The organism is Nocardioides sp. YR527, assembly GCF_900101045.1.
In the GTDB taxonomy this organism is placed as follows: domain Bacteria; phylum Actinomycetota; class Actinomycetes; order Propionibacteriales; family Nocardioidaceae; genus Nocardioides.
In genome coordinates this window covers 105389-130399 of sequence record NZ_FNFN01000002.1, presented here as the reverse complement: position 1 = coordinate 130399, position 25011 = coordinate 105389, and the positions used below count along the sequence as shown (strand labels likewise).

Sequence of the window (25011 nt, the reverse complement as noted above, 5' to 3'; positions counted from 1 at the left end):
GGGCGGGCGTCGCCTCGGGCCGGCCCATCGGTGGCGATTCGTCCCCGATCGATGTCGTCGCCGGATTGAGAGTGAGCCCCACGATGAACGTACCGATCAGGACTCGGATCGCGGTGTCGTTCGCCGCGCTCGCCATGCCCCTTCTTGCCGCGTGCGGGGACGGATCGGAGCCGGGTGCTGCCTGCCAAGGAGCCTGATCGCCGGCCGACCTAAGTCGGTCAGGGCTGAGCACTTCCGTTCATGTGTGTGGAAATTACGGCCCACACCTGCGGAGACGCTGCAACAACCGCACACATGCGGGGAAGTCGGCAGGCGGTGCGTGGGTCGCCGCTCGACCATCGCTCGGGGCTACGGCAGCGTCTTGATCAGCCATTCGACGTATCCGGTGATGTCGGTGACGACTCCGGGGACGGCGGCGTTGGCCTGGGTGACGGTCTTGCCGAGCAGCCGGATGCTGCAGGAGTCGACGGCGCGGTTGGTGTCCCAGCCGGCGGCGAGGTCGGGGAAGCGGGAGGCCAGCTCGGCACCACAGATCGCACGTCGCTCGGGGATCGAGGCCCAGCTGCCGTCGTCGGTCGGGGTGGCGCTCGGGCTGGGGCTCGTCGAGGGGGTCGGGCTCGGCTCGTTCGACGGCCGGGCGCCGGCGCTCGGCTTCGGTGCGGTGGCGTTGGGCTTCTTGTTCCCGGGCTTCTTGTCGGCCCGCTTCGACGCGTTGGGGCCCTGGCGCCCGGACTTCGCCTCGGAGTGCGCGGGCGCGGCGGCGAGCTCGATGTCGTCACCGCCGTAGGGGCTGTCGGCATAGCCCTTGGCGATCTTCAGCACGGTGGAGACGTACGCCTTGCTGCGGTTGTAGCGGGTGAGCGCGGTCTGCTTCCCCGCGTCGGTCGAGACGTCCTCGTCCCCGGAGCAGAGGTAGACGGCGGCGGCGAGGGCGGCGTCGTCGATGTCCTGCGGGTCGCGTACGCCGTCGCCGTCGCCGTCGACGGCCACCAGCGGCCAGGTCGAGGGGATGAACTGCATCGGCCCGACGGCCCGGTCGCCGCTGGTGAGCTTGTCGACCGCGCCGGCATCGGTGTCGGGCGCCGGGTCACCGGAGGCGGTGGTCAGCGCCGGGCCGTAGATGGCAGGTGTGGCCTTGCCCGAGTCGTCGAGCCGGCTGCTCTTGAGGCGCCCGTGGTCGGACTCGACCATCCCGACTGCGGCGAGCAGCGTCCAGTCGAGGGCGCAGGCCCGGTCGGCGGTGGTGACGACGGCGGCCGCACGCTGATAGGCGGCCAGCGCCGACATCGGGATGTCGCTTCCCTGCGCCATCGCGACGGCGATCGTGCCGGTTCGGGCGCCCTTGCGGGCGCCTTGGGCGGGCGCGGGCTCGGTGACGCTCGCGGGCTGCTCGATCGCCGACGTCACCAGGGTCTCGCCGCCGGGCAGCGTCACGGGCTCGACCGGATCGAACCCGGCGCCGGTGGCGGCGGCGGTCCACGCCGCCGAGAGGGCGGCCAGCGGCACGAGCGCGGCGAACATGGACAGACGTCGGTTGAACAATTGAGCTCCCTTTGTAAATCCCTGGGGGAGTATGCCAAGGGGAGTGGTGGCCGTCACTCAGGGGGTCTCACTCAGTGGGCCGCCCTGCGCTGATTTCGTGAACCCGAGCGGATCGCGGACAATTGACCAGTTGCGAGAGCAACACAGCAGGTGGCAGAGGCCGAACGTACAAGCGGCTTCGTCATGACCACGAGAAGGAAGAGATCTCAAGAATGCCTCCGAAGAAGAAGATCGCAGCGCTCGTCAAGGTGCAGCTGCAGGCCGGCTCCGCGACCCCGGCCCCGCCGGTCGGTACCGCGCTCGGTCCGCACGGCGTCAACATCATGGAGTTCTGCAAGGCGTACAACGCCCAGACCGAGTCCATGCGCGGCAACGTCATCCCCGTCGAGATCACCATCTACGAGGACCGTTCGTTCACCTTCATCACGAAGACCCCGCCGGCCGCTGAGCTGATCAAGAAGGCTGCCGGTCTGAAGAAGGGCTCGTCCGTCCCGCACAAGGACAAGGTCGGCAAGCTGACCAAGGACCAGGTGCGCGAGATCGCGACCACCAAGCTGCCCGACCTCAACGCCAACGACATCGACGCAGCGATGAAGATCGTCGAGGGCACCGCCCGCTCCATGGGCGTCACCACCGACTGACCGTGGGAGAGCCGCGCTGGCTCGCTAACCACATCTCCTCTTAACTACCGAAGGAATCACCATGCAGCGCAGCAAGACCTACCGCGCGGCGTCGGAGACGTTCGACAAGAACGAGCTGTACGCCCCGCTGGCCGCGATCAAGATCGCCAAGTCCTCCAGCAAGAAGAAGTTCGACGAGACCGTTGACGTCGTCATGCGTCTCGGCGTCGACCCCCGCAAGGCCGACCAGATGGTGCGCGGCACCGTCAGCCTGCCCCACGGCACCGGTAAGACGATGCGCGTCATCGTCTTCGCCGCTGCTCCGGACAAGGCCGAGGCCGCTCGCGAGGCCGGCGCGGACGTCGTCGGTGGCGACGAGCTCATCGAGAAGGTCTCCGGTGGCTGGCTCGACTTCGACGCCGTCGTCGCGACCCCCGACATGATGGGCAAGGTCGGCCGCCTCGGCCGCGTGCTCGGCCCCCGTGGCCTCATGCCGAACCCGAAGACCGGCACCGTCACCCCGGACCCGGCCAAGGCCGTGACCGACATCAAGGGCGGCAAGATCGACTTCCGGGTCGACCGTCACGCCAACCTTCACTTCATCATCGGCAAGGCCTCCTTCTCCGAGGCCCAGCTCGCTGAGAACTACGCCGCTGCTCTCGAGGAGGTGCTTCGTCTGAAGCCGTCCTCCTCCAAGGGCCGCTACCTGAAGAAGGTCACCCTCTCGACCACCATGGGCCCCGGTGTCCAGGTCGACCCCAACCGCGTCAAGAACGTCGCGGGTGAGGACGAGGCCTGAGCCTCTCACGGCGCTTGCGCCGGGAGAACGCGAAGGGATCGAGCGAGCGCACGGCTGAGCTTGTGAAGCCGTGACCGCGGGTCGAGATCCACAGGCGGTCTCACGCGATTGGCCCGCCACCCCGAGGGGTGGCGGGCCATCGTCGTCCAAAGCGTCGTAGAGTGCCCCGCATGAATCTGCGGAAGTTCGCTGCTGTCCTGACCGTTCCGGCCCTGGGGCTGGCGCTCGCCGCCTGCGGAGGCGGCGACGAGGGTGGCACCTCGACGTCGGGTGCGAAGCTGGTCAAGGCCGACACCCTGACCATCTGCACGCACCTTCCCTACAAGCCGTTCGAGTTCAACGAGGGCGGCGAGGTCGTCGGCTTCGACATCGACGTGCTCAAGATCGCGGCCGACGCCGAGAAGCTCGAGACCGAGGTCGTGAACATCGGCTGGGAGACCATCGTCTCCGGTGAGGCCCTCAACTCCGGCAAGTGTGACGTCGCCGCCGGCGCGATGACGATCAACGAGGAGCGCGAGAAGGTCATGGACTTCTCCGAGCCCTACTTCGAGGCGACCCAGGCCCTGATGACCAAGAAGGGCGCGGGCTACGCGTCGCTCGACGACCTCGCTGGCAAGACCATCGCGGTCCAGGAGGCCACCACGGGTGCTGACTACGTCAAGGAGAACGCCCCGAAGGACGCCAAGATCATCACCCTCGAGGACTCCGCGCTGATGATGCAGGCGGTCAAGTCCGGCAAGGCCGACGCCGGTGTCAACGACAACGGTCTTCTCTACGACTTCGTCAAGGAGAACACCGACACGGAGATCACCAGCGAGTTCCAGACCGGTGAGGCGTACGGCTTCTCGGTGAAGAAGAACGGCAACGACAAGCTGCTCGAGGTGCTCAACAAGGGCATCAACGACAAGGCCGCCTACGACGAGGTCTACAAGAAGTGGTTCGGGGAGGCTGCCGCGCAGTGAGTAGCGCGGCGGTGGTTCCCAAGAAGCGGATGTCGCCGCGCAAGCGCGCGGCGCTCGCCCGCTACATCCAGTACGCCATCCTGGTGCTGCTGGTCGTCGTAGTCGCGCTGATCGCCGACTGGGGTGAGATCAGGCGTGCCTTCCTCGACCTCGACATCGCCTCGCAGCTGTTCCCCGACGTCATCGTGATCGCGCTCAAGAACACGATCATCTACACCGCCTGCGGGTTCGCCTTCGGGCTGGCACTGGGACTGGTGCTGGCACTGATGCGGCTCTCGAGCGTCGGTCCGTACCGGTGGATCGCCACCGGCGTCATCGAGCTCTTCCGCGGGTTGCCGGCGCTGGTCGTCTTCCTGGTGCTCGGGCTCGGGCTCTCGTTGGCCTTCGGGGTCCAGCTGTCCAACCTCAGCACCGTCACCCTGGCGCTGGGTCTGGTCGGCGGCGCCTACATGGCCGAGACGATCCGGGCCGGCATCCAGGCGGTGCCGAAGGGTCAGTACGAGGCGGCGCGCACCCTCGGTATGACGCACACCCGGGCCATGGTCACGATCGTGCTCCCGCAGGCATTCAGGGTGATCCTGCCCCCGCTGACCAACGAGCTGATCCTGCTCACCAAGGACTCCTCGCTGGTCTACATCCTCGGGCTGTCGCTGGACGAGTACGAGCTGACAGCCTTCGGTCGCGAGAACATGAACGCCAACGCCAACCTGACCCCGATGGTCACCATCGCGCTGTGCTACCTGCTGATCACGGTGCCGCTCTCGATCGTCGTACGCCGCATGGAAGCCAAGTCCGGGAAGGCCCGCTGATGACCCAGACGACCTCCGATCGTGGCGCCGCCGCGATCGACGTACAACAGCTGCACAAGTACTTCGGCGACAACGAGGTGCTCAAGGGCATCGACTTCCACATCGGCCGGGGCGAGGTCGTCTGCGTGATCGGGCCGTCCGGGTCCGGCAAGTCGACGCTGCTGCGCTGCGTGAACATGCTCGAGGAGCCGACCAGCGGCACGATCCTGGTCGAGGGCGAGGAGATCACGGATCCGGACGCCGACGTCGACGCGTTGCGCGCCAGGATCGGGATGGTCTTCCAGCAGTTCAACCTGTTCCCGCACATGACCGTGCTGCGCAACCTGACGGTCGCTCAGGAGAAGGTGCTCAAGCGGGGCCGGGCCGAGGCCACGAAGACAGCTCGGGCCAACCTGGAGAAGGTCGGACTCTCGGACAAGGCCGACGCCTACCCGGCTCACCTCTCCGGCGGCCAGCAGCAGCGCGTCGCCATCGCGCGGGCGCTGTCGATGAACCCCGACATGATGCTCTTCGACGAGCCGACCTCCGCTCTGGACCCCGAGCTCGTCGGGGATGTTCTGGCCGTCATGAAGGACCTGGCTGCCGAGGGTATGACCATGATGGTGGTGACCCACGAGATGAACTTCGCCCGCGAGGTCGCCGACAAGGTCGTTTTCATGGACGGCGGAGTGATCGTCGAGGAGGGCCTCCCGGCCGACGTCCTCGGCAACCCCCAGCACGAGCGCACCCAGGCGTTCCTCTCCCGGGTGCTCTGAGGCGCGTCTGCTCACCGAGTCACCCTTCGACAGGCTCAGGACAGCGCCTCGGTGAGCAGACGGCCGCGACCGGCGCGGTGACGGCCGTGAGGCCGAGGCAGAGGCCGGCGGCGGCGAGCCAGACCGTCGGGACCCCGTGCGACAACAGGCCGGTCGCAAGCATCGGCCCGATCGTCTGCGCGATCCCCCAACAGGTCCCGTACGCCGCCAGGTAGCCCGCCCGGGAGCCGTCGGTGGCAGCCAGGCCGGCCACGAGCGCGATCGGTGGTCCCAGGAGAAGGACCTCACCGAGGGCCACGATCGCGGAGCCGAGTGCGAGGAGCGGCAGCGGTGCTGCGTACGCGATGACGGCGAAGCCGACGGCCATCAGGACCAGGCCGGCCCGGATGAGCGTGAAGGGCCGGGCTGCGGCGCCGCGGAGCAGGCGCTGGCCTGCGATAGTGACCAGCGCGGCGACCACGAGCAGCCAGCCGGTGGCCGCGGCGTCGTGCCCGCGGGCGGAGACGGTCAGCGGGAGGGCGATCGTGCTCAGGATCCATGCGGAGGCGAACCCGGTGCCGAGCGCGAGCATCGTCAGGAGTCGGCGATCGCGCCAGGGACTCGGCCCGGACCGCTGTCGGCGCACATCCCCAGCCGTGGTGTCCCGAACGAGGGCGAGGACGAGCACCGCGGCGCACAGACAGGTGAGCGCGTCGGCGACGAAGAGCAGACGCAGGTCGATGCCGCCCACGAGGGCGGCCACTGCTCCTGCTGCGACGCCGGCGACAGCCATCGCGGCGCCATAGAGTCCGTACGCCTGCGGCCGCCGCTCGACCTCGACCGACTCCGCGATCAGCGCCTGGGAGGCGGGCTCGTAGATCTCGTACGCCAGTCCGAGCAGCGTCGCGCCGATCAGTGCGCCGGTGATCCCGGGAGACGCGGCAATGACGAACTGGGCCACCGCGCAGGCGACGAGGCCCGCGACGATCGTCGGCCGGCGACCCACCGTGTCGGCCATCCAGCCGCCGAGCAGCCGCGAGGGGATGGTGGCGGCACCGAAGGCGGTCACCACGGCGCCGGCGGTGGCGAGGGAGGCCCCGTGCACCTCGACCAGGGCGACCGCCATGAAGGCCATGGCGAACGAACCCAGCCGGTTCACCGCCCGGGCGATGACCAACACGACGAGGGATCGCGGCCACCGCGTGCGTTGGTGACTGGTCAATGGTTGAATGACGGTCATGTCTGAGACGGTAGGACCTGATTTCGTGACTGGTCAAATACATTTCGACAGTCACGTACATACGGTGACCGAGCAGGCGTGCAAGCTCGTCAACGCCCTGACTCCGGGGCATGACGGCACCCGCCCGGTGCAGCCGCCTCCCGCCGGTGGACGGGCGCGGGTCGTCGGCGACCTGCTGGCCCGTCCCGACTACCAGCCCCGGGTCGAGGAGGCCGATGCCGACGGGATGGTCGCGCTCGCAGAGTCCCTGCGCGTCGTGTTCGAGGCGGCGGCCGGCGGCGACCTCGACACCGCCGCGACCGCGGTCAACGCGCTCATGCGGGAGATGGGCTCGGTCCCACAGCTCGACCGAGCCCGAGGGGGAGGCTGGGCGCTGCACTTCCACGGCCGTGATCCCGGCCTCGTCATCGGCTGGGGCGCGGGAATCGCCGCCGGCCTGGCGCTGGCGATCGGCTCCGACCTCGCCGGCCGCCTCGGCGTCTGCCAGGCCGACCCGTGCGACCGGGTCTTCGTCGACACCTCCAAGAACGCCGGTCGCCGCTTCTGCTCCACCCGCTGCCAGAGTCGGGTGAAGGCCGCCGCGCATCGCGCTCGCCAGAGATAGTTTCAGACGCGCGTGCCCGTCCACCGGCAATTAACGGGCTCGAACGTCTGGGATTACCTTCTAGGGTTGCCGCGTGCGGACCGATGCCGAGGTGGACCTCTCTGCGGGACTCGGTTGGGTCGAGGAGGTGTTCGGGGAGCCGGTCGTCGAGGCCCAGCGCCTCTCTGGAGGCTGGACGTCCACGCTGCTTCAGGTGGCGATGCGCGACCACGAGCCGGTGGTGCTGCGGCTGATGACCAACGAGCCGTGGCGTACGCACGGAGAGGCGCTGACGACCCGGGAGAGCGAGATCCAGCGGATGCTCGAGACCACCGAGGTGCCGGCGCCTCGGTCCCTGGCGCTCGATGCCATGGGTGACCGCTGCGGCCACCCGGCACACCTGATGTCGCTGCTTCCAGGGGTGATCGAGCCGCAGCGGTACGACGACAGCTCACTCGTGCGGCTCGCCGGCCTGGTGGCGAGCATCCACGAGATCGCACCGACGATCGACGTACGCAGCTACCAGTCGTGGGCATGGGAGGCGAAGTTCGTAGTCCCGGAATGGGGCACGGACCCTGGCCTGTGGGAAGACGCATTCGCGCTTCTGCGAGGTGAGGTGCCGGCGTACGACCCCTGCTTCATCCATCGGGACTTCCACCCGCGGAACGTGCTGTGGGACCGGGACGAGATCACGGGCATCGTCGACTGGGTCGAGACGTCGATCGGGCCGGCGTGGCTGGATGTGGCCCATTGTGCGACCAATCTGGCGATCGCGCACGGCACCGAGGTCGCGGACCGGTTCGCCGATGCGTACGTCACGAGGACCGGCCGAGTGCGACAGTCCTACTTCGACGTGATGGACGTGGTCGGTTTTCTTCCCCCGCCCGGCAAGACGACGTTCATCACCGATCCGGCCGAGCTGACGCGACTGGAGAATCGGCTCGCAACCGTGCTGGCGAGATGCGGCTGAGGCAGGCTCCTGGGGCGGATAGGGTCTGCGGCGTGCCGACGCCGGATGACTACCTCGTGACCCTCGCTGAGCTGCAGTCGGAGTTTGCGGCAGCACTGAGGATGGCAGACCCGGACGTGCCTGTGCCATCGTGCGACGACTGGTCCGTCGGCGACCTGGCCGACCACCTGGCCGGGGTGCACCACTGGGCGGCGGCGATGGCGCGCGACGAGGACGAGGTGCCGTTGCCGGTCCCGTTGGACCTGGTCGCGACCTATGAGGCCCAAGCCGCCGAGCTGCGCGAGACCCTCGCGAACCTCGGTGCCGAGGCGACCGGACGGATCCTCAACGGGCTGAGCGAGGACGGCCGCGGGCCGGTCGAGTTCTGGTTCCGGCGGCAGGTGCACGAGACCTTGGTCCACCTCTGGGACATCCGTTCCGCGCTCGGGCTCGAGCCTCCCGAGTCGACCCCGGAGCTCTGGGCCGACACCGTCGACGAGGTGCTGACGGTGATGTATCCGCGCCAGATCGCGCTGAAACGTACGCGCAAGGTCGTCACCCGCATCGAGCTCACCGCCACCGACACCGGCCAGACCTGGGGGATCGGCGCTCCGAACGCGGTCCAGAAGGTTGCCGTCTCCGGTGCGGCGCGCGACCTGGCATTGCTGCTCTGGGGGCGCCTGACGCCGCGGGCGGAAGGCCTGACCGTCACCGGCGACGCCCGCGCCTTGGACGATGCTCTGACCCGAGCAATCGTCCCGTAGTCGGTGCCGCAGCGCGCGTCACTTCCGCGCACGTGTGCGGAAGTGACGCGCTCTACGCCGGCTACTGAGGTGAGAACCGCGCACGTGCGGGAATCTCACCGAGTCTGCGTCTGGGGCGTCTGGTGCGTCTGGGTCAGCGGCCGGTGAGCCGCAACCGGTCGGCTCGGCCCGTCCAGTAGCCGACCCACACCGTTCCGGCGAGCGAGAAGAGCCCGAGCGCGACCGGCGCGGCGGCGAGCGAGAAGACCGCGGCCAGGCCGGAGACCAGGAGCGGTCCGCCGGTGCCGCCCAGGTCGCCGCACAGCCGCCAGCCGCCGAGGAACTGGGCGCGTCCGTCCTCGGGTGCGGCATCAGCGCCGAGCGTCATCACGATCCCCGAGCCGAGGCCGTTGCCGATGGCGATCAGCGCCATCACCGCGCCCAGGCTGAGCGCGTCGTGGGTGAGGGGAAGCAGCAGGCAGCCGAGGCCGACGGCGAGGACCACCGGGATCGCCACGACCTGACGCCCGCGGTGGTCGAGCAGCCAGCCGCCGGGAAGGGTGAGGGCGATGTCGACCAGCGCGGCCCCGGCGAAGAGCAGCGAGACCACCGAGGCCTCGAGGTGGATGTGGTCGGCCCAGAGCGGCAGCAGCCCGGTGCGTACGGACCGCGAGATCCCGATGATCACCACCGCCACCCCCAGGGTGGCGAAGGTCCGGCGGTAGGTCCACAGCACGCTGCGTACGCTCAGATGCCCCTGCTCGCGCGAGCGGGTGCGGCCGAGCTCGGGCATCCAGCCGCCGATCACCGCTGAGCACAGCGACATCGCGGCGGCGAACAGGAAGACCACGGGGAGACCGAAGGCGTGGATGAGCCCGGCGCCCAGCAGTGGTCCGACGAAGACCCCGAGCCGGAACGACCCGCCCAGCAGCGACATCGCACGGGCCCGGTGGGAGAGCGGGGTCGCGTCGATGAGGAAGCCCTGCCGCGCGATCAGGAACGCCGTCCAGCTCATCCCGCTCACGAACACGGCGATGGCGAGTACGGCGACCGAGCTGCTGAGGAACGCCACGGTCATCGCGACCGCGTCGAGGGCTCCGGCGCCCATCAGCGTCCGTCGCTCGCCGATCCGTGCCACCAGCGACCCGGCCGGCAACGAGGTGGCCAGCGACCCGATCCCGAGCAGCGCGACCACGAACGCGGCCGTGGACGCGTCCGCGCCCAGGTCGGAGGCCCGAAGCGCCAGGACCGGCATCACCGCGCCGTGCCCCATGGAGCTGACGATCGAGGGCGCGTACGCCACCAGCGCGATGTCTCGGAACCGGAACTCCGTCGTCGTCTCCGTCGTCACCCCTTTACTCTGCCCGATTCATTACCAAGGCTCACTATTTGTACGCGGGCCGAGACGTCAGCCCCGTCGGCCGAGACGTCACTCAGGTCGGCCGAGTGGGCACCGCGGTGCCCACTCAGCCGACGCGGCTGACGCCTCGGCCGACCGGGCTGACGCCTCGGCGAGGGGTGTCACCAGCGGGAGTGGACGGCCTCGCGGAAGTGGGCGTCGTAGATCTGACGTACGCCGGAGAGCAGCGCATCGGAGAGCGCAGGCAGCGAGCCGGCGGCGGAGTTGGCATGGGCCTGGGACGTGTTGCGGGCGCCGGGGATGACGGTGGTGACGCCGGGCTGCTGGGCGACCCAGGCGAGGGCGACCTGCGCGGGCGTCGCGTCCTCGGGGCCGTGGTCGGCGACCAGAGCGGCGAACTCCTGGGCTGCCTCGACCCCGGTGGCGTAGTCGACGCCGGAGAAGGTCTCGCCGACGTCGAAGGCCTCGCCGTGGCGGTTGTAGGTGCGATGGTCGTCGGCGGCGAAGGTCGTCGACGCCGAGTAGCGCCCGGACAGCAGCCCGGAGGCGAGCGGTACCCGCGCGATGATCCCGACACCGGCCTCCGCGGCCGCCGGAAGCACGAGATCCAGGGGCTTGAGCCGGAACGCGTTCAGGATGATCTGGACGGAGGCCACGTGGGGCCGCGCGATCGCGGCCAGGGCCTGGTCGCAGGTCTCCACGCTGACGCCGTACGCAGCGATCACCCCCTCCGAGACCAGGGTGTCCAGCGCGTCGTAGGTGGCCGCGGACTCGATCGTCTCCGACGGCGGACAGTGCAGCTGCACCAGGTCGATGGTGTCGACCCCGAGGTTGGTGCGCGAGCGGTCCAGCCACTCGCGGAAGGCGGCGAGCGTGTAGTTGGCGGGCACCTGGTCCACGCGGCGCCCCATCTTCGTCGCCACGAAGATGCCGTCGTGCGACCGCAGGAACCGGCCGATCACCTGCTCGCTCCGGCCGTCCCCGTAGACGTCGGCGGTGTCGAGGAAGGTCACCCCGTCTCCGACCGCGGCCTCGAGCACCGCCAGCGCATCCGACTCGCTGACCTCGCCCCAGTCTGCGCCGAGCTGCCAGGTGCCGAGACCGATGACCGACGCCGAGCGGCCGATCCTTCCGAAGGTGTGGCTCTCCATGCCGCCAAGGTACTGCCCGTCGATTTGGCGGCACCCCGCGGCGTACGCATAATTGTTGTCTGAAACCAGAGACCGCCGGTTGTCAGGTGCGCACGCACTCGATCGAAGGTTCCGCAGGATGCGGACGGCCAGCGTAGGTGAAGAGCAAGACGAGATCGTACGTCACGCCCTGAGCCTGCGCTCGGGGCGTTTGTCATTCAGGGCCCTCGCCGGTGGGATCGATTCCCGGAAGAAGGAGACCCATGGCGCGGGCTGACAAGCAGGCTGCCGTCGCGGAGATCGCTGACGAGTTCAGCGCCTCCAGCGGTGCCGTGCTGACCGAGTACCGTGGTCTCACCGTGGGCGAGCTGAAGACTCTTCGCCGCTCGCTCGGTGAGAACGCAAACTACGCCGTGGTCAAGAACACGCTGGCCAAGATCGCTGCCTCCCAGAGCGGCATCGAAGGCTTCGACGACCTGCTGACCGGCCCGACCGCGATCGCCTTCATCAAGGGCGACGTCGTCGAGGCGGCCAAGGGTCTGCGTGACTTTGCCAAGGCCAACCCCAACCTTGTCATCAAGGGCGGGTACCTCGACGGCAAGGCCATCGACGCTGCTGAGGTTGGCAAGCTTGCCGACCTCGAGTCGCGCGAGGTCCTGCTCGCCAAGCTTGCGGGCGCGTTCACCGCGTCGCTGTCGCAGGCTCTGTACGCCTTCAACGCTCTGCCCTCGAAGACCGCGCAGCTCGCTGCCGCTCTCGAGGCCAAGGCCGCGGAGGACCCCTCGATCCTCGCAGGTGGTGCTGGTACGCCGGCCGCCGCCGAGGAGGCCCCGGCTGCTGAGGCCGAGGCGACCGCCGAGGCCTGAGAAGGCTTCGGTCCACACCACCTGAAACCCGGTCCCCGGCGGGCGAAACGCCGGGATGCCACCACGAAAGGAAATGCCATCATGGCGAAGCTCACCACCGCAGAGCTGCTCGACGCTTTCAAGGAGCTCACCCTCATCGAGCTCTCCGAGTTCGTGAAGGAGTTCGAGGAGACCTTCGGCGTCACCGCCGCCGCTCCGGTCGCCGTTGCCGCTGCCGGCGCCCCGGGCGCCCCGGCCGCCGCCGCTGAGGAGGCCAAGGACGAGTTCGACGTCATCCTCGAGTCCGCTGGCGACAAGAAGATCAACGTCATCAAGGAGGTGCGCGCCCTGACCTCCCTCGGTCTGAAGGAGGCCAAGGAGCTCGTCGAGGGTGCCCCCAAGGCTGTCCTCGAGGCCGCCAACAAGGAGACCGCTGACAAGGCGAAGGAGGCCCTCGAGGCCGCCGGCGCCACGGTCACCGTCAAGTGATCTGAGGGCTTCGGCCCTTGAGAGCCCGGGTTCGGCGGATTCCGCCGGGCCCGGGCTTTCTACATCGCGGACACAGTTCCGCAACAGATCGGTCAAGCCGCAGCGCAGTGCTCCGATCGTTCAACCGCGGGAGGCTACTCGGGAGTAGCCTCCCGCGGTTTGTTTCGTTATCTTGAACACACCCCGAGCGCGAAGGGTCGCAATCCGGCCGCCGTCGTGTTGGCAGGGGGCTCGTCTCGGGTGGTGACCACCGTCGCCGTTCGCAGGCCGCTATGGTTTACAAAAGTGTGACGCGTGTCGCGGGAAGTGCGTAACCCCCGTCACATTCGGCCGTTAGTCGGGCAGTGGGGGACTTGAGGGAGACCCTCGCGAACAGGAAGGGAGCCGGCCCGGATGGGTGTAGACGTAAAGATCGAAGGGCTGACCAAGAGCTTTGGTAAGCAGCTCATCTGGAAAGATGTCTCGTTGACCCTGCCTGCGGGCGAGATCAGCGTGATGCTGGGGCCGTCGGGCACGGGTAAGTCGGTGCTCCTCAAGACCCTGATCGGACTGATCAAGCCCGACCAGGGATCGGTGGTCATCGAGGGTGTCGACATCGCCAGCTGCTCGGAGCGAGACCTCTACGAGGTTCGCAAGCTGTTCGGCGTGCTGTTCCAGGACGGCGCCATGTTCGGTTCGATGGACCTGTTCGACAATGTCGCGTTCCCACTTCGTGAGCACACGAAGAAGTCCGAGTCCGAGATCCGCAACATCGTCATGGAGAAGATGGACCTGGTCGGTCTGATCGGTGCGGAGAACAAGCTCCCCGGTGAGATCTCCGGCGGTATGCGCAAGCGCGCCGGTCTGGCGCGTGCTCTGGTCCTCGACCCCGAGATCCTGCTGATCGACGAGCCCGACTCGGGCCTGGACCCGGTGCGTACGGCCTTCATCAACCAGCTCTTCATCGACCTGAACGCGCAGATCGACGCGACGTTCCTGATCGTGACCCACGACATCAACTCGACGCGTACGGTGCCGGACAACATCGGCCTGCTCTACCACAAGCACCTGGCGATGTACGGGCCTCGCGAGATGCTGCTGAGCTCCGAGGAGCCGGTGGTGCGCCAGTTCCTCAACGCCCAGACGATCGGCCCGATCGGGATGTCGGAGGAGAAGGACGCCGACGAGCTGGCCGCTGAGAAGGACATGGGTCTGCCGCCGTTGCCGCCGATCCCGATGCAGCTCGAGCCGTCCAACGGCATTCCGCGCAAGTACCAGCGCCCGCCGGGCGCCTGGTGCCGAGAGAACGGTGTCACCCCGCCGCCGGGATCCTTCAGAGCAGATGCGGCCATGGCCCCCGGCGGAGTGAAAGCAGACCCCACAGAGGCTCCTCACTGATGTCATCTCTGACCGCCGCCAGGGTCCTGAAGCCGATCGGGACCGCTGGCTCACTCTTCGCGTTCGGACTGGACGTGGGGCGAGCCGTGTTTCGGCGCCCCTTCCAGTTTCGAGAGTTCATCCAGCAGGCGTGGTTCATCGCGTCGGTGACGATCGTCCCGACCGCGCTGGTCGCGATCCCCTTCGGTGCGGTCATCGCGCTGCAGGTCGGTGGACTCGTCGTCCAGTTCGGTGCGCAGTCCTTCGTCGGATCGGCCGCGGTCCTCGCGGTCGTCCAGCAGGCTGCCCCGATCGCGACCGCGCTGCTGGTCGCGGGTGCCGGAGGTTCGGCGATCGCCGCCGACCTCGGTGCCCGGAAGATCCGTGAAGAGCTCGACGCGATGATGGTTCTGGGCATCGACCCGATCCAGCGTCTGGTGGTCCCGCGTGTACTCGCCGCGATGATGATCGCGGTCTTCCTCAACGGCCTGGTCTCGATCGTCGGCGTCATGGGCGGGTACGTCTTCAACGTCATCATCCAGGGCGGCACCCCGGGTGCCTACCTGGCCAGCTTCACCGCACTGGCCCAGATGGCCGACCTCTGGCAGGGCCTGGCGAAGGCGCTCGTGTTCGGTCTCATCGCGGCGATCGTGGCTGCGTACAAGGGCATGAACGCGGGTGGCGGCCCGAAGGGCGTCGGGGACGCCGTGAACGAGTCGGTCGTCATCACCTTCCTGCTGCTGTTCATCGTCAACTTCGTGATGTCTGCGATCTTCCTGCAGATCGTCCCGAGCAAGACCTGAGGAGGCGAGACGGATGGCGAACATCAAGGCGATCTACCAGAAGCCTGCCAAGAGCCTCGACCACCTCGGTGACGAGCTCGGCTTCTACCTGCGCGCGCTCGCGTGGTCCCCACGCACCCTGACGCGCTACAAGAAGGAGATCCTCCGGATCCTCGCCGAGGTCACCCTCGGCTCCGGCGCGCTGGCCGTCATCGGCGGCACCGTCGGGGTGATCCTGGCGATGACCTTCTTCACCGGTGCCCAGGTCGGGCTCTCCGGCTACACCGCCCTCGACCAGCTCGGCACCTCGGCGTTCTCGGGCTTCGTGTCGGCCTACTTCAACACCCGTGAGATCGCGCCCCTGGTCGCCGGCATCGCGCTCGCCGCGACGGTCGGCTGCGGGTTCACCGCTCAGCTCGGTGCGATGCGGATCTCGGAGGAGGTCGACGCGCTCGAGGTGATGGCGATCCCGTCGCTGCCGTTCCTGGTGACCACCCGGATCATCGGCGGCCTGATCGCGATCGTGCCGCTCTACGTGGTCGGCCTGCTCTCCTCCTACGTCGCCACCCGGTTCACGGTGACGCTCTTCTACGGACAGAGCTCCGGCACGTACGACCACTACTTCAACACCTTCCTGCCGCCCGGCGACGTGCTGTGGTCCTTCGGCAAGGTGCTGATCTTCTCGGTCGTGGTGATCCTGATCCACTGCTACCACGGCTACAACGCCTCCGGCGGCCCCGCAGGGGTCGGTGTCGCGGTCGGTAAGGCGGTGCGTACGAGCATCGTCGCCGTGTCCGTGCTCGACCTGATGCTCTCGATGGCGATCTGGGGCAGCACGACGACGGTGAGGTTGGCGGGATGACCCAGACACTGACTCGTGACGAGATCCATCACGACCTGCCCACGCCTCACAAGCGGAGCGCAGTGGCGCTCGCCTGGGGCAGGCAGAAGGGCAAGATCCTCGGGATCGTCTTCCTCGCGCTGGTCCTGGCGGCGCTCGTCCTGACCTGGGCGCAGTTCACCAACAGGTTCGCCCAGTACGAGGAGATCACCCTCAAGGCCGACCGCATCGGCCTGCAGCTCCCCGAGCGCGCCGACGTCAAGGTCCGTGGCCTGCTCGTGGGCGAGGTACTCGACATGAAGCCGACCGACGACGGTGCTGAGCTGACCCTGGGCCTGTTCCCCGAGGAGATCAGCAAGGTCCACCCGGACGTGACCGGCGCGATCCTCCCCAAGACCCTCTTCGGCCAGAAGTACGTCTCGCTGGTCCCGCCCGACACCGACTTCACCGAGCCGATCAAGGCCGGTGCCGTCATCGAGAAGACCAAGATGGCCACCGAGGTCCAGGCCGTGCTGCGTGACCTCTACCCGCTGCTGCGCACGATCCAGCCGGCCGACCTCAACAACACGCTCAACGCCCTCGCCACCGCGCTCGAGGGCCGCGGCGACAAGCTCGGGGAGTCGCTCGACACGCTCGACTCCTACCTGAAGCGGCTGAACCCGGAGATCCCGGCGCTGATCGAGGACCTCGAGCTCGCCACGGAGGTCTCCGGCACCTATCAGGCCGTGCTCCCGGAGATCGGTCAGATCCTGCGCAACACCATCATCACCGCGACCACGCTCGAGGACCGCGAGGTGGAGCTCAAGAAGATGCTGACCGACGTCACCGCGTTCTCCAACACGGCCGACAAGTTCCTCGACGACAACGGCGACACCCTGATCCAGGTCGGCGAGGTCGGTCGACCGGTCACCCAGACGCTGGCCCGCTACGCCCCGATGTTCCCGTGCCTCATCGGGGGCATGGACATCCTGACCGACGAGTTCACCGAAGTGTTCCGCAACAACACCGTTCACATCACCCTGGAGACCCTGCCGCACCAGGCGCGTCCCTACTCCACCAAGGACAAGCCGCGCTACGGCGAGGACAGCGGGCCCTACTGCGGTGAGATGCCGAACGCGTCCTGGAGCCAGAAGAAGCCGTTCGCGCCCTTCCCCAACAAGGACGACGGTGTCGACGAGCCCACCGGAAAGGGTGTCATGCGCTCCGCCACCGGGACGACCGGCTACTCGGCCCTGTCCTATGTCGGTACGTCGGCCGAGGCCGATGTCATCAACGAGCTGTTCGCCCCGGGCATGGGCATGAGCGCTGACGAGGTCCCCGACCTCGGCGCGCTGATGCTCGGTCCGGCCGCACGTGGAGCGGAGGTGACCTACGAATGAGCGCAGTGAAGCTCTTCGACGCCAAGACCTTCCGGGACTTCTGGAAGCTGGTCGTCTTCGTGATCGTCACGACCCTGGCCACCAGCCTGCTCGCGATCACGATCGGCAACGTCACCTTCGGGCAGAGCGATGAGTACAAGGCGGTCTTCACCGACGTCACCGGTGTCAACAAGGGCGACGACGTACGCATCTCCGGGGTCAAGGTCGGTTCGGTCAAGGGCATCGAGATCTCCGAGGATGCCCGCAGCGCGGTGGTCACCTTCACCGTCGACAGCGCGCAGCAGATCGCGACCACGACCGAGGCGACGATCAAGTACCGCAACCTGATCGGCCAGCGCTACCTCGCGCTGACCAAGCAGCTGGTCGGCGACGCCTCCGCGATGCAGGAGGGCCAGACGATCCCGGTCGGACAGACCCACCCGGCACTCGACCTGACGGTGCTCTTCAACGGGTTCAAGCCGCTCTTCCAGGCGCTGTCGCCCAACGACGTCAACACTCTGTCGTACGAGATCGTCCAGGTCTTCCAGGGCGAGGGCGGCACGCTGGAGAGCCTGCTTTCCCACACCGCCTCGCTGACCTCGACGCTGGCCGAGAAGGACCAGGTCATCAACGCCCTGATCGACAACCTCACCGAGGTGCTCGAGCACGTGGGTGATCGCGAGAAGGAGCTCTCCAGCCTGATCGTGACCTTCCGTGACTTCGTCGGCGGCCTCAACAACGACCGCGAGGCGATCCTCGGCTCCCTGGACCAGATCTCGGCGCTCTCTGTGGAGACCGCCGGCCTGGTGCACGAGGCGAAGGACCCGCTCCTGGAGGATCTGCGGCAGGCCCGGAGGTTCTCCGACGAGGTGGCCAAGGACAAGCGCCAGCTCGACAACGCCCTCGAGCTCCAGCCGATCAAGCTGGACAAGATCGGCGCGACGGCCAGCTACGGCGGTTGGTTCAACTTCTACCTGTGCGGCCTGCGGGGCACGATCCGAGACCCTGAGGGCAAGGACCTCGAGATTCCGCTCTACGAGCCCGGTCAAGCGAGGTGCAACCTCGGATGATTCCCTTCCGTGAACGTAACCCGGTCAAGATCGGCATCGTCTCGATCGCCGTCCTCCTGATGCTGCTGGTGATGGCTTTCAAGGCCGACAGCCTGCCGTTGATCGGTGGCGGCACCACCTACTACGCCAACTTCTCCGAGGCCGGTGGCCTGAAGTCCGGCGACGAGGTCCGGGTGGCCGGTGTCCGGGTCGGCAAGGTCAACTCGATCGAGCTGGACGGCAACCAGGTCAAGGTCGGCTTCAAGATCCGCGAGAAGGTCAACTTCGGTGAGAGCTCCGGAGCCGGCGTACGCGTGAAGACGCTGCTCGGCGACATGTTCCTCGAGCTGCAGCCGGCCGGAGAGGGCCAGATGAAGGCGGGAGCCACCATCCCGGTGGACCGCACGGAGTCTCCCTACGACGTGGTCGAGGCCTTCGAGGGCCTGGCCGACACCTCCGCCAACATCGACAAGGACCAGCTCGCCGCAGCGCTCACCACGCTCGCCGACCTGACCCGGTCGACGCCGGAGGAGTTCCAGGCCGCCCTCACCGGCGTCTCCGACCTCTCCCGCAACCTTGCCGCCAAGGACGAGCGCATCGAGTCGCTGCTCACCCAGCTCGACCGGGTGACGAAGGTGCTCGACGAGCGCGACGGGGACCTGATCACGCTGATGAACGACGCCAACCAGCTCTTCGCGGCGCTGGTCGAGCGGCGCGAGGCGGTCCACAACCTGCTCATCTCCACCCAGCAGCTCTCCAAGGAGCTCTCCCAGCTGGTCGACGACAGCCGCGCCGACCTCAAGCCGGCGCTGGAGAGCCTCGACGTGATCCTCGACGTCTTCACGAAGAACGAGGAGAACCTCGAGAAGTCCCTGCGGCTGATGGCGCCGTTCTACAAGGTCTTCAACAACACCCTGGGCAACGGCCCGTGGTGGGACACCTACATCCAGAACATGCCTCCCGTCCCGGCTCTCACCGGGAGGACCCCATGAACGAGCGACAGCGAGTGAACATGAAGCCCTTCACGCCGCCGCGGCCGTATTCTGGCGCCTGCGCTACGGGGGTGGCGGCGTGAACAAGTTCATCGTCCCGATCATCATCGGTGCTCTCGTCCTCGGGGTCGGGGCCTGGGCACTGGTCCGCGACACCGGCGAGAAGACGCTCGTGGCGCACTTCCCGCGCACAGTCTCCGTCTACGAGGGCAGCGACCTGCGCGTGCTGGGCGTCGCCGTCGGCAAGGTCACCGCGGTCGAGCCGAACGGCACCGACGTCAAGGTCACCCTGGAATACAAGGGCGACGTCGACCTGCCCGCGGACGCCAAGGCAGTGATCATCTCGCCGTCGATCGTCGGCGACCGCTACGTCCAGGTCACGCCCGCCTACGACGGCGGCAAGAAGCTGGCCGACGGTGCGGTGCTGAGCACCGCCAAGACCTCGGTCCCGGTCGAGCTCGACCAGATCTACTCCAGCGTCGACGACCTCGTCGTCGCGATCGGTCCCGACGGAGCCAACAAGAACGGCGCCCTCACCGACCTGCTGCAGCAGACTGCGAAGAACCTCGGCGGCCAGGGCGAGAAGATCAACTCGACCGTCGGCGACCTCGGCAAGCTGACCAAGACGCTCGACAACCGCGACGAGCAGTTCTTCGACTCCGCCGAGCAGCTCGAAGGCTTCATCGGCACGCTCGCCGAGAACGACAAGACCGTACGCGACTTCGCCCAGGCGCTCGCCGAGGTCTCCTCGATGCTGGAGGGCGAGCGCGAAGAGCTCGCCGCGTCGATGAAGAACCTCTCGGTGGCGCTGACCAAGGTGACCCAGTTCGTTCGGGACAACAAGTCGATCCTGCGCGAGGACATCCAGAGCCTCAACCGGATCGGCAAGGTCCTGGTGCGGCAGCGCAAGGCGCTCGACGAGAGCCTGCGGACCGCACCGCTGGCGCTCAACAACCTGGGTCTGGCGTACAACCCGGAGACCGGCACGCTCGACACCAACGCCAACATCACCATGCTCCTCGACGAGATCCTCGAGAACCCGGCTTCGTTCCTGTGCAGCCTCGTGGACCAGGCGACCAACGGCAGCAGCGCCGAGATCTGCACGCAGATCCGGCAGCTGCCGGGGCTGAACCGCTCCGCGGCGATCGGTCTCGGCACGGGGTCGTCCTACGGAGTGCCCTATGACATGTCGCTCGGCGGCCTCGTGGAGGTGAAGTAATGCTGAAGCGGAGCTCGAAGCCGAATGTGCCGACGACGATGAAGCGCGCCGTCCAGGCGTTCGTCGGTGTGGTCGCCGGTGCTCTGATGCTGACCGGCTGCGGCACCTTCTCCGTCTACGACCTGCCGCTCCCGGGCGGTGTGGACGCCGGTGACGACGCGATCTCGGTCACCGCGCAGTTCGAGGACACCCTCGACCTGGTGCCCCAGTCGACCGTCAAGCTCGAGGACATCGACGTCGGCAAGATCAACAAGATCTGGCTCGACGACGGTGTCGCCACCGTCGAGATGCTGCTGAAGAAGGACGTCAGCCTGCCGAGCAACGCCCGCGCGTCGATCCAGCAGACCTCCCTGCTGGGCGAGAAGTTCGTGTCGCTGGAGCGGCCGGCCGAGCCCGAGTCGACCAAGCTCGCCGACGGCTCGACCATCCCGCTGTCGCAGACCGGCCGCAACCCGGAGATCGAAGAGGTCTTCAGTGCGCTGAGCCTGCTGCTCAACGGTGGTGGCGTCGCCCAGCTGAAGACGATCTCGACCGAGCTCAACAAGGCGCTCGCCGGCCGCGAGGACTCCGCCCGCTCCGTACTCCACCAGGTGGAGAAGCTGGCGCGCGACCTCGACAACAACAAGGAGAAGATCGTCGCGGCCATCGAGGCGCTCGATGCGCTCGCGAAGGCCACCAACGCGCAGATGGGATCCATCGACGCCGCTCTCGACGAGCTCCCCTCGGCGATCTCCAGCATCGACAAGCAGCGCGCCGACCTGGTCAAGATGCTCAAGGCCCTGGAGCGGCTCGGAGACACCGGCGTACGCGTTATCCGGGCGTCCAAGGACAACACCATCGGCATCATCAAGGACCTCAAGCCGGTCCTGTCGAACCTGGCCGACTCCGGCGACGACTTCGTCAGGGCGATGAACACGATCCTCACCTATCCGTTCGTCGACGCGGCGGTCGGTGGTTCGCCGCAGGCGGCGCGCGACCTGCACATGGGTGACTTCGTCAACCTCGACGTCACCGTCGACCTCAACCTCGACACGCTGCTCCAGAACGCTCCTCGGGTCGGCAGCACCGTCTGCTGGGGTCTCGAGGAGATCAACCGGAAGCTCAAGACGTACCCGGACGAGGAGACGGCTCTCGACTGGCTGAACAACCTCACGAACGTCTGCAAGGACGGCGGGCTGGCCAGCGCCATCGACACCTGCCAGGAGGTGCTGACCGGACAGTCCACCTCGGCGCCCCAGGCCTGCGTGACGGGTGTGCTGGGTTCGATCGGGAAGACGCTCGACGGCCTGCTCGGGCTCGGGATTCCCTCGACCAGCGGCGGGAGCACCACCGAGGACGGCTCCGGGTGCGTGCTGCTCCTGTTCTGTCGTGCCGGGGCGACTCCAGGGACGCATGCGGTGACGTACGACGAGCTGAGCAAGGAGCTCGACCCGGGGCTGACCTCGCTGATGATCCCCGCGCTGAGCACCTCGAGCAACACTCACCAGGAGGGCGTCTCATGATCACCCGCCGTACGAAGATGCAGCTGATGATCTTCTTGTTGATCACCCTCGTCGGGGTCAGCTTCGTCGGTGCGCGCTACGCCCGCCTGGGGTCCCTGTTCATCAAGGACCACTACGTCGTGATGGCCCATTTCGAGCAGTCCGGCGGCATCTACGAGGACGCCGAGGTCGACTACCGAGGCGTCAAGATCGGCCAGGTCGGTGAGCTCGTGCTCAACCGCAGCGGTGTCGACGTGACCCTGAAGATCGACAAGGAGTGGAAGGACAAGATCCCGGCCGACAGCCTCGCCGTGGTCGGCAACCGCTCCGCCGTCGGTGAGCAGTACGTCGAGCTGCAGCCGCAGTCGAAGGGCGGGCCCTACCTCGAGGAAGGCTCCGAGATCGCCCGCGCCGCGACGACCACGCCGCTGCCGACCGAGAAGCTCCTCGAGGACGTCACCACGACGGTGAACTCGGTCGACCAGAAGGCGCTCACGACGACCATCGACGAGCTCGGCAAGGGTTTCGCCGGCACCGGTCAGGACCTGCAGACCATCATCGACACCGGCACCGCCTTCGTCGAGACCGCCGACCAGAACTTCGGCCTCACCACCCAGCTGATCCGCGACAGCAACACCGTCCTCCAGGGCCAGCTGGACAGCAGCTCGGCGATCAAGTCGTTCGCCTCCGACCTGGAGCTGTTCACCGGCACCCTGGCCGGCTCCAACAAGGACCTGATCAGGCTGATCGAGAGTGGCTCGGCCAGCTCGGTCGAGCTGCGGCAGTTCCTGGAGCAGAACGACGTGGAGATCAGCGAGCTCCTCAACGAGGTGCTGGTGACCGGCAAGGTCGTCCAGAAGAACCTGCCCGGCGTCAGGCACCTGCTCTCGATCTTCCCGGTCGTCGTCGAGGGCAGCTTCGCGGTCGTCGACGTCGGCCACCCCGGCCTGGCACAGGCTCACTTCGGGTTGGCGCTGACCACCCAGGCGCCGTGCAAGAAGGGCTACGAGAGCACGAAGAAGCGCAGCCCGCTGGACCTGCAGAGCCGTCCGTTCAACACGGAGGTCTCCTGCACCGAGGACCCGAGCAAGTCGAACCCTCGTGGCTCCAGCCAGGTGCCGCGTGCCGCCGTCGGTGGCACCGACTCGATCGCGAGCTTCGACCCGGACACCGGCGAGCTCACCTGGGGCGAGGCCGAGGAGACCACGGTGTCGACCGCTGCTCCCGCCTCCTACGGCGAGGACGCCTGGAAGTGGCTCTACCTCCAGCCGATGGAGACCGAGTAGCCGCATCCCTGACCATCACGCAGCCGACCGGGGTCGGGGCCCCGGAGTGCTGCCGAATCAACACCGAACCGCCCGCGGCGTACGGTGTTGACGCTTGGAAATGGCTCCTGGAGCCGCTGACCACAGAGAGTGATCCGTCTTGAGCACCACGACCGACCCCGGACCCGACACGGAGACCGGCGCAGAGACCGACCAGACGACCGCGAAGCGGGGCGCACTGCTCCGCTGGGGCGTCCTGGCCCTGCTGATCGCCGTGATCCTTGCTGCCGTCGGCTATGTCGGCTGGCAGCTGACCCGTGGCGCCGACGAGTCGGTGGTGAGCCAGCGCGAGCAGGTGATGGCGGCGGCCGACAAGTTCGTCGACCGGGTCAACACCTACGGTCCAGACGACGTCGGCACCGACAAGAAGACGATGCCGAAGTATCGCGAGCGGGTGGGTGAGCTGCTGACGCCGAAGTTCGAGAAGAGCTTCCTGGGCAACGTCGCCTTCGCCGAGGCCACCGTCGTCCAGCAAGGTGTCGGCCGCACCACGAGCGTGCACAGCACGGGTGTCGCCGGCCTCGACGAGGACAGCGCGACAGTGCTCGTCGTCGCCGAGCTCGCGATCACCTACCCGAAGTCGGAGGGCTCCGAGGAGCGCGTCGAGGCGGCGCGCCAGCTCGCCCGGACGGAGGTGGAGCTCGTGAAGCAGAACGGGAAGTGGCTGGTCGACGACTGGTACCCCGCCGAGGAAGCTCCTACGGCCGAAAGCAGCGAAGGGGTGACACCATGAGTTCCACGATGACTAGTCCGACCTGGTACGACCTGCTCGACGTCGAGCCCGATGCCGCCACCGACGACATCCGCGCGGCGTGGAAGTCCGCGATCGCCGACCTGGACCCGACCGACCGCCGCTTCCGCACCCTCAACGAGGCCGCCGCCGTTCTGCTGGACGAGAAGAAGCGGGCTGCGTACGACGCGGAGCTGGCCGCTCTCGAGGAGGCTGCGGCCGAGGGGGACGACGTCGAGGCAGCCGACGCGCCTGACGACGACGAGCCCGAGGGCGACGAGCCTGCCGACGAGGAGCCCGACGCCGAGGCGACGGCGGCCGCAGGTCGTACGCTGCCGCTGCTCCCGACTTGGGGCCTGGTCGCCGCCGGCGCGCTCGCCCTGGCCGCGGTCGTCGCTGCGGGCGTGGTCTTCTTCGGGCAGGAGAAGGTCGCCACCGTCTCCAACAACAACGTCACGACCAGCACGGTCGAGGGTGCGGTGGGCAAGCAGATCACCCGCAACCACAAGCTCCTCGTCGAGGAGCAGGGCGGCGACGCGCTCGAGGCGGCGAAGAAGGCTGTCGTCCCGTTGCTCTCCTACGACTACAGCAAGATGGACGAGTCGAAGAGCAAGGCTCACGACGTGATGACGAAGGACTACCGCGAGGACTACGACCGGCTCTTCGCGGTGCTCGTCGACAACGTCCCCGAGACGAAGACCGTGGTGAAGACGCTCGCCCCGGTCGACGCCGGTGTCATCCGGGTCTCCGAGGACACCGTGCAGATCCTCGTGCTGGTCGACCGCCAGGTCACCAACGCCCAGCGGAGCACCCCGATCGGCTACCAGGAGTACGCGATGCTCACGATGGCCAAGGTCGGCGACGAGTGGCTGGTGGACAAGGTCGAGACCCAGCCCAGCAAGGACTAGGCCAGGTCAGGCCGGGCTTCCAGGCCTTTGCGCTACCTGTCAAGTGATTGGAATAACATTTCCGTGGATCGGACCGATTGGCGCGGATGCTTGACCCGGGGTGCCGATGGGGCGCATGATCATCCGCGATGCTCGACAATGGCACTGCACCGACAACGCCGAGGT

General features: G+C 67.7%; 25 protein-coding genes. 21 read left to right on the top strand and 4 right to left on the bottom strand.

Annotated elements, in window-relative coordinates:
* Positions 1–348 precede the first annotated feature (348 nt).
* The gene (locus BLT25_RS05065) at positions 349–1542 is read right to left on the bottom strand and encodes a lytic transglycosylase domain-containing protein (RefSeq protein WP_091042793.1); all 1194 of its coding nucleotides are present in this window, start codon (positions 1540–1542) and stop codon (positions 349–351) included.
* Positions 1543–1754: 212 nt separating this feature from the next.
* Here BLT25_RS05065 and rplK point away from each other — a divergent pair, with 212 nt between their 5' ends.
* From rplK to BLT25_RS05040, 5 genes are all read left to right on the top strand, one after another.
* Positions 1755–2183 carry a 50S ribosomal protein L11 gene (gene rplK / locus BLT25_RS05060; RefSeq protein ID WP_045550585.1) on the top strand — a complete coding sequence of 143 codons (429 nt, stop codon included), beginning with the start codon at positions 1755–1757 and terminating at the stop codon, positions 2181–2183.
* Positions 2184–2244: 61 nt separating this feature from the next.
* On the top strand, positions 2245–2961 hold the full coding sequence (rplA, locus tag BLT25_RS05055; RefSeq protein ID WP_091042791.1) for a 50S ribosomal protein L1: 717 nt from the start codon (positions 2245–2247) through the stop codon (positions 2959–2961).
* A gap of 170 nt (positions 2962–3131) precedes the next feature.
* Complete coding sequence (locus tag BLT25_RS05050; RefSeq protein ID WP_091042789.1) at positions 3132–3923, top strand: transporter substrate-binding domain-containing protein; 792 nt, start codon at positions 3132–3134, stop codon at positions 3921–3923.
* Positions 3920–4732 (top strand): amino acid ABC transporter permease, encoded by an 813-nt coding sequence (locus BLT25_RS05045; RefSeq protein WP_256328460.1) that lies wholly within the window; start codon positions 3920–3922, stop codon positions 4730–4732. Before BLT25_RS05050 ends, BLT25_RS05045 begins: the two co-directional genes overlap by 4 nt.
* A complete protein-coding gene (locus BLT25_RS05040; protein WP_091042784.1) occupies positions 4732–5487 on the top strand; it encodes an amino acid ABC transporter ATP-binding protein in 756 nt (251 codons plus the stop codon). Before BLT25_RS05045 ends, BLT25_RS05040 begins: the two co-directional genes overlap by 1 nt.
* A gap of 19 nt (positions 5488–5506) precedes the next feature.
* Here the strand turns inward: BLT25_RS05040 and BLT25_RS05035 are convergent, their stop codons facing one another.
* Positions 5507–6706, bottom strand: coding sequence for an MFS transporter (locus BLT25_RS05035; protein WP_091042783.1), 1200 nt, complete (start codon positions 6704–6706; stop codon positions 5507–5509).
* 64 nt (positions 6707–6770) lie between these two features.
* Between BLT25_RS05035 and BLT25_RS05030 the strand changes: the two genes are divergently transcribed.
* From BLT25_RS05030 to BLT25_RS05020, 3 genes are all read left to right on the top strand, one after another.
* The gene (locus BLT25_RS05030) at positions 6771–7310 is read left to right on the top strand and encodes a CGNR zinc finger domain-containing protein (protein ID WP_256328459.1); all 540 of its coding nucleotides are present in this window, start codon (positions 6771–6773) and stop codon (positions 7308–7310) included.
* A 73-nt stretch (positions 7311–7383) separates the two neighbouring features.
* Positions 7384–8259 carry a phosphotransferase family protein gene (locus BLT25_RS05025; RefSeq protein WP_091042777.1) on the top strand — a complete coding sequence of 292 codons (876 nt, stop codon included), beginning with the start codon at positions 7384–7386 and terminating at the stop codon, positions 8257–8259.
* A gap of 32 nt (positions 8260–8291) precedes the next feature.
* A complete protein-coding gene (locus BLT25_RS05020; RefSeq protein ID WP_218131247.1) occupies positions 8292–9002 on the top strand; it encodes a maleylpyruvate isomerase family mycothiol-dependent enzyme in 711 nt (236 codons plus the stop codon).
* A 133-nt stretch (positions 9003–9135) separates the two neighbouring features.
* Here BLT25_RS05020 and BLT25_RS05015 read toward each other — a convergent pair whose 3' ends face one another.
* Both BLT25_RS05015 and BLT25_RS05010 read right to left on the bottom strand, forming a co-directional pair.
* Positions 9136–10332, bottom strand: a complete 1197-nt coding sequence (locus BLT25_RS05015) for an MFS transporter (RefSeq protein ID WP_091042772.1) — start codon at positions 10330–10332, stop codon at positions 9136–9138.
* Positions 10333–10502: 170 nt separating this feature from the next.
* Positions 10503–11492 carry an aldo/keto reductase gene (locus BLT25_RS05010; protein ID WP_091042770.1) on the bottom strand — a complete coding sequence of 330 codons (990 nt, stop codon included), beginning with the start codon at positions 11490–11492 and terminating at the stop codon, positions 10503–10505.
* Positions 11493–11734: 242 nt separating this feature from the next.
* Between BLT25_RS05010 and rplJ the strand changes: the two genes are divergently transcribed.
* The 13 genes from rplJ (at position 11735) to BLT25_RS04945 (ending at position 24846) form a co-directional block, all read left to right on the top strand.
* Positions 11735–12337 (top strand): 50S ribosomal protein L10, encoded by a 603-nt coding sequence (rplJ, locus tag BLT25_RS05005; protein WP_091042768.1) that lies wholly within the window; start codon positions 11735–11737, stop codon positions 12335–12337.
* A gap of 81 nt (positions 12338–12418) precedes the next feature.
* Positions 12419–12805: a 50S ribosomal protein L7/L12 gene (gene rplL, locus BLT25_RS05000; RefSeq protein WP_091042766.1), complete on the top strand. Its 387-nt coding sequence runs from the start codon at positions 12419–12421 to the stop codon at positions 12803–12805.
* Between the two features lie 393 nt (positions 12806–13198).
* Positions 13199–14182: an ABC transporter ATP-binding protein gene (locus BLT25_RS04995; RefSeq protein WP_091042764.1), complete on the top strand. Its 984-nt coding sequence runs from the start codon at positions 13199–13201 to the stop codon at positions 14180–14182.
* Positions 14182–14964, top strand: a complete 783-nt coding sequence (locus BLT25_RS04990) for an MlaE family ABC transporter permease (RefSeq protein WP_091042761.1) — start codon at positions 14182–14184, stop codon at positions 14962–14964. The genes BLT25_RS04995 and BLT25_RS04990 overlap by 1 nt, the downstream gene beginning before the upstream one ends.
* Before the next feature lie 13 nt (positions 14965–14977).
* Entirely contained in the window at positions 14978–15805 is an 828-nt protein-coding gene (locus BLT25_RS04985) for an MlaE family ABC transporter permease (protein ID WP_091042758.1), read from the top strand.
* Positions 15802–17163 carry an MCE family protein gene (locus BLT25_RS04980; protein ID WP_256328458.1) on the top strand — a complete coding sequence of 454 codons (1362 nt, stop codon included), beginning with the start codon at positions 15802–15804 and terminating at the stop codon, positions 17161–17163. The genes BLT25_RS04985 and BLT25_RS04980 overlap by 4 nt, the downstream gene beginning before the upstream one ends.
* Positions 17160–18212, top strand: coding sequence for an MCE family protein (locus BLT25_RS04975; RefSeq protein ID WP_091042754.1), 1053 nt, complete (start codon positions 17160–17162; stop codon positions 18210–18212). Before BLT25_RS04980 ends, BLT25_RS04975 begins: the two co-directional genes overlap by 4 nt.
* Positions 18209–19183, top strand: a complete 975-nt coding sequence (locus tag BLT25_RS04970) for an MCE family protein (RefSeq protein ID WP_091042751.1) — start codon at positions 18209–18211, stop codon at positions 19181–19183. The genes BLT25_RS04975 and BLT25_RS04970 overlap by 4 nt, the downstream gene beginning before the upstream one ends.
* Positions 19184–19262: 79 nt before the next feature.
* Positions 19263–20402, top strand: coding sequence for an MCE family protein (locus BLT25_RS04965; RefSeq protein ID WP_091042749.1), 1140 nt, complete (start codon positions 19263–19265; stop codon positions 20400–20402).
* The gene (locus BLT25_RS04960; protein WP_091042745.1) at positions 20402–21904 is read left to right on the top strand and encodes an MCE family protein; all 1503 of its coding nucleotides are present in this window, start codon (positions 20402–20404) and stop codon (positions 21902–21904) included. Before BLT25_RS04965 ends, BLT25_RS04960 begins: the two co-directional genes overlap by 1 nt.
* Positions 21901–23169, top strand: a complete 1269-nt coding sequence (locus tag BLT25_RS04955; RefSeq protein ID WP_091042742.1) for an MCE family protein — start codon at positions 21901–21903, stop codon at positions 23167–23169. The genes BLT25_RS04960 and BLT25_RS04955 overlap by 4 nt, the downstream gene beginning before the upstream one ends.
* A 139-nt stretch (positions 23170–23308) precedes the next feature.
* Positions 23309–23941: a hypothetical protein gene (locus BLT25_RS04950; protein WP_091042739.1), complete on the top strand. Its 633-nt coding sequence runs from the start codon at positions 23309–23311 to the stop codon at positions 23939–23941.
* Positions 23938–24846 (top strand): J domain-containing protein, encoded by a 909-nt coding sequence (locus BLT25_RS04945; RefSeq protein ID WP_143033638.1) that lies wholly within the window; start codon positions 23938–23940, stop codon positions 24844–24846. The genes BLT25_RS04950 and BLT25_RS04945 overlap by 4 nt, the downstream gene beginning before the upstream one ends.
* Positions 24847–25011 lie beyond the last annotated feature (165 nt).

What these genes read in the sequence shown, in the direction of transcription:
- rplK (WP_045550585.1), top strand. Translation starts at nt 1,755, where the DNA reads ATGCCTCCGAAGAAGAAGATCGCAGCGCTCGTCAAGGTGCAGCTGCAG.
- rplA (WP_091042791.1), top strand. Translation starts at nt 2,245, where the DNA reads ATGCAGCGCAGCAAGACCTACCGCGCGGCGTCGGAGACGTTCGACAAG.
- BLT25_RS05050 (WP_091042789.1), top strand. Translation starts at nt 3,132, where the DNA reads ATGAATCTGCGGAAGTTCGCTGCTGTCCTGACCGTTCCGGCCCTGGGG.
- BLT25_RS05040 (WP_091042784.1), top strand. Translation starts at nt 4,732, where the DNA reads ATGACCCAGACGACCTCCGATCGTGGCGCCGCCGCGATCGACGTACAA.
- BLT25_RS05035 (WP_091042783.1), bottom strand. Translation starts at nt 6,706, where the DNA reads ATGACCGTCATTCAACCATTGACCAGTCACCAACGCACGCGGTGGCCG.
- BLT25_RS05010 (WP_091042770.1), bottom strand. Translation starts at nt 11,492, where the DNA reads ATGGAGAGCCACACCTTCGGAAGGATCGGCCGCTCGGCGTCGGTCATC.
- rplJ (WP_091042768.1), top strand. Translation starts at nt 11,735, where the DNA reads ATGGCGCGGGCTGACAAGCAGGCTGCCGTCGCGGAGATCGCTGACGAG.
- rplL (WP_091042766.1), top strand. Translation starts at nt 12,419, where the DNA reads ATGGCGAAGCTCACCACCGCAGAGCTGCTCGACGCTTTCAAGGAGCTC.
- BLT25_RS04995 (WP_091042764.1), top strand. Translation starts at nt 13,199, where the DNA reads ATGGGTGTAGACGTAAAGATCGAAGGGCTGACCAAGAGCTTTGGTAAG.
- BLT25_RS04990 (WP_091042761.1), top strand. Translation starts at nt 14,182, where the DNA reads ATGTCATCTCTGACCGCCGCCAGGGTCCTGAAGCCGATCGGGACCGCT.
- BLT25_RS04985 (WP_091042758.1), top strand. Translation starts at nt 14,978, where the DNA reads ATGGCGAACATCAAGGCGATCTACCAGAAGCCTGCCAAGAGCCTCGAC.
- BLT25_RS04980 (WP_256328458.1), top strand. Translation starts at nt 15,802, where the DNA reads ATGACCCAGACACTGACTCGTGACGAGATCCATCACGACCTGCCCACG.
- BLT25_RS04975 (WP_091042754.1), top strand. Translation starts at nt 17,160, where the DNA reads ATGAGCGCAGTGAAGCTCTTCGACGCCAAGACCTTCCGGGACTTCTGG.
- BLT25_RS04970 (WP_091042751.1), top strand. Translation starts at nt 18,209, where the DNA reads ATGATTCCCTTCCGTGAACGTAACCCGGTCAAGATCGGCATCGTCTCG.
- BLT25_RS04960 (WP_091042745.1), top strand. Translation starts at nt 20,402, where the DNA reads ATGCTGAAGCGGAGCTCGAAGCCGAATGTGCCGACGACGATGAAGCGC.
- BLT25_RS04955 (WP_091042742.1), top strand. Translation starts at nt 21,901, where the DNA reads ATGATCACCCGCCGTACGAAGATGCAGCTGATGATCTTCTTGTTGATC.
- BLT25_RS04945 (WP_143033638.1), top strand. Translation starts at nt 23,938, where the DNA reads ATGAGTTCCACGATGACTAGTCCGACCTGGTACGACCTGCTCGACGTC.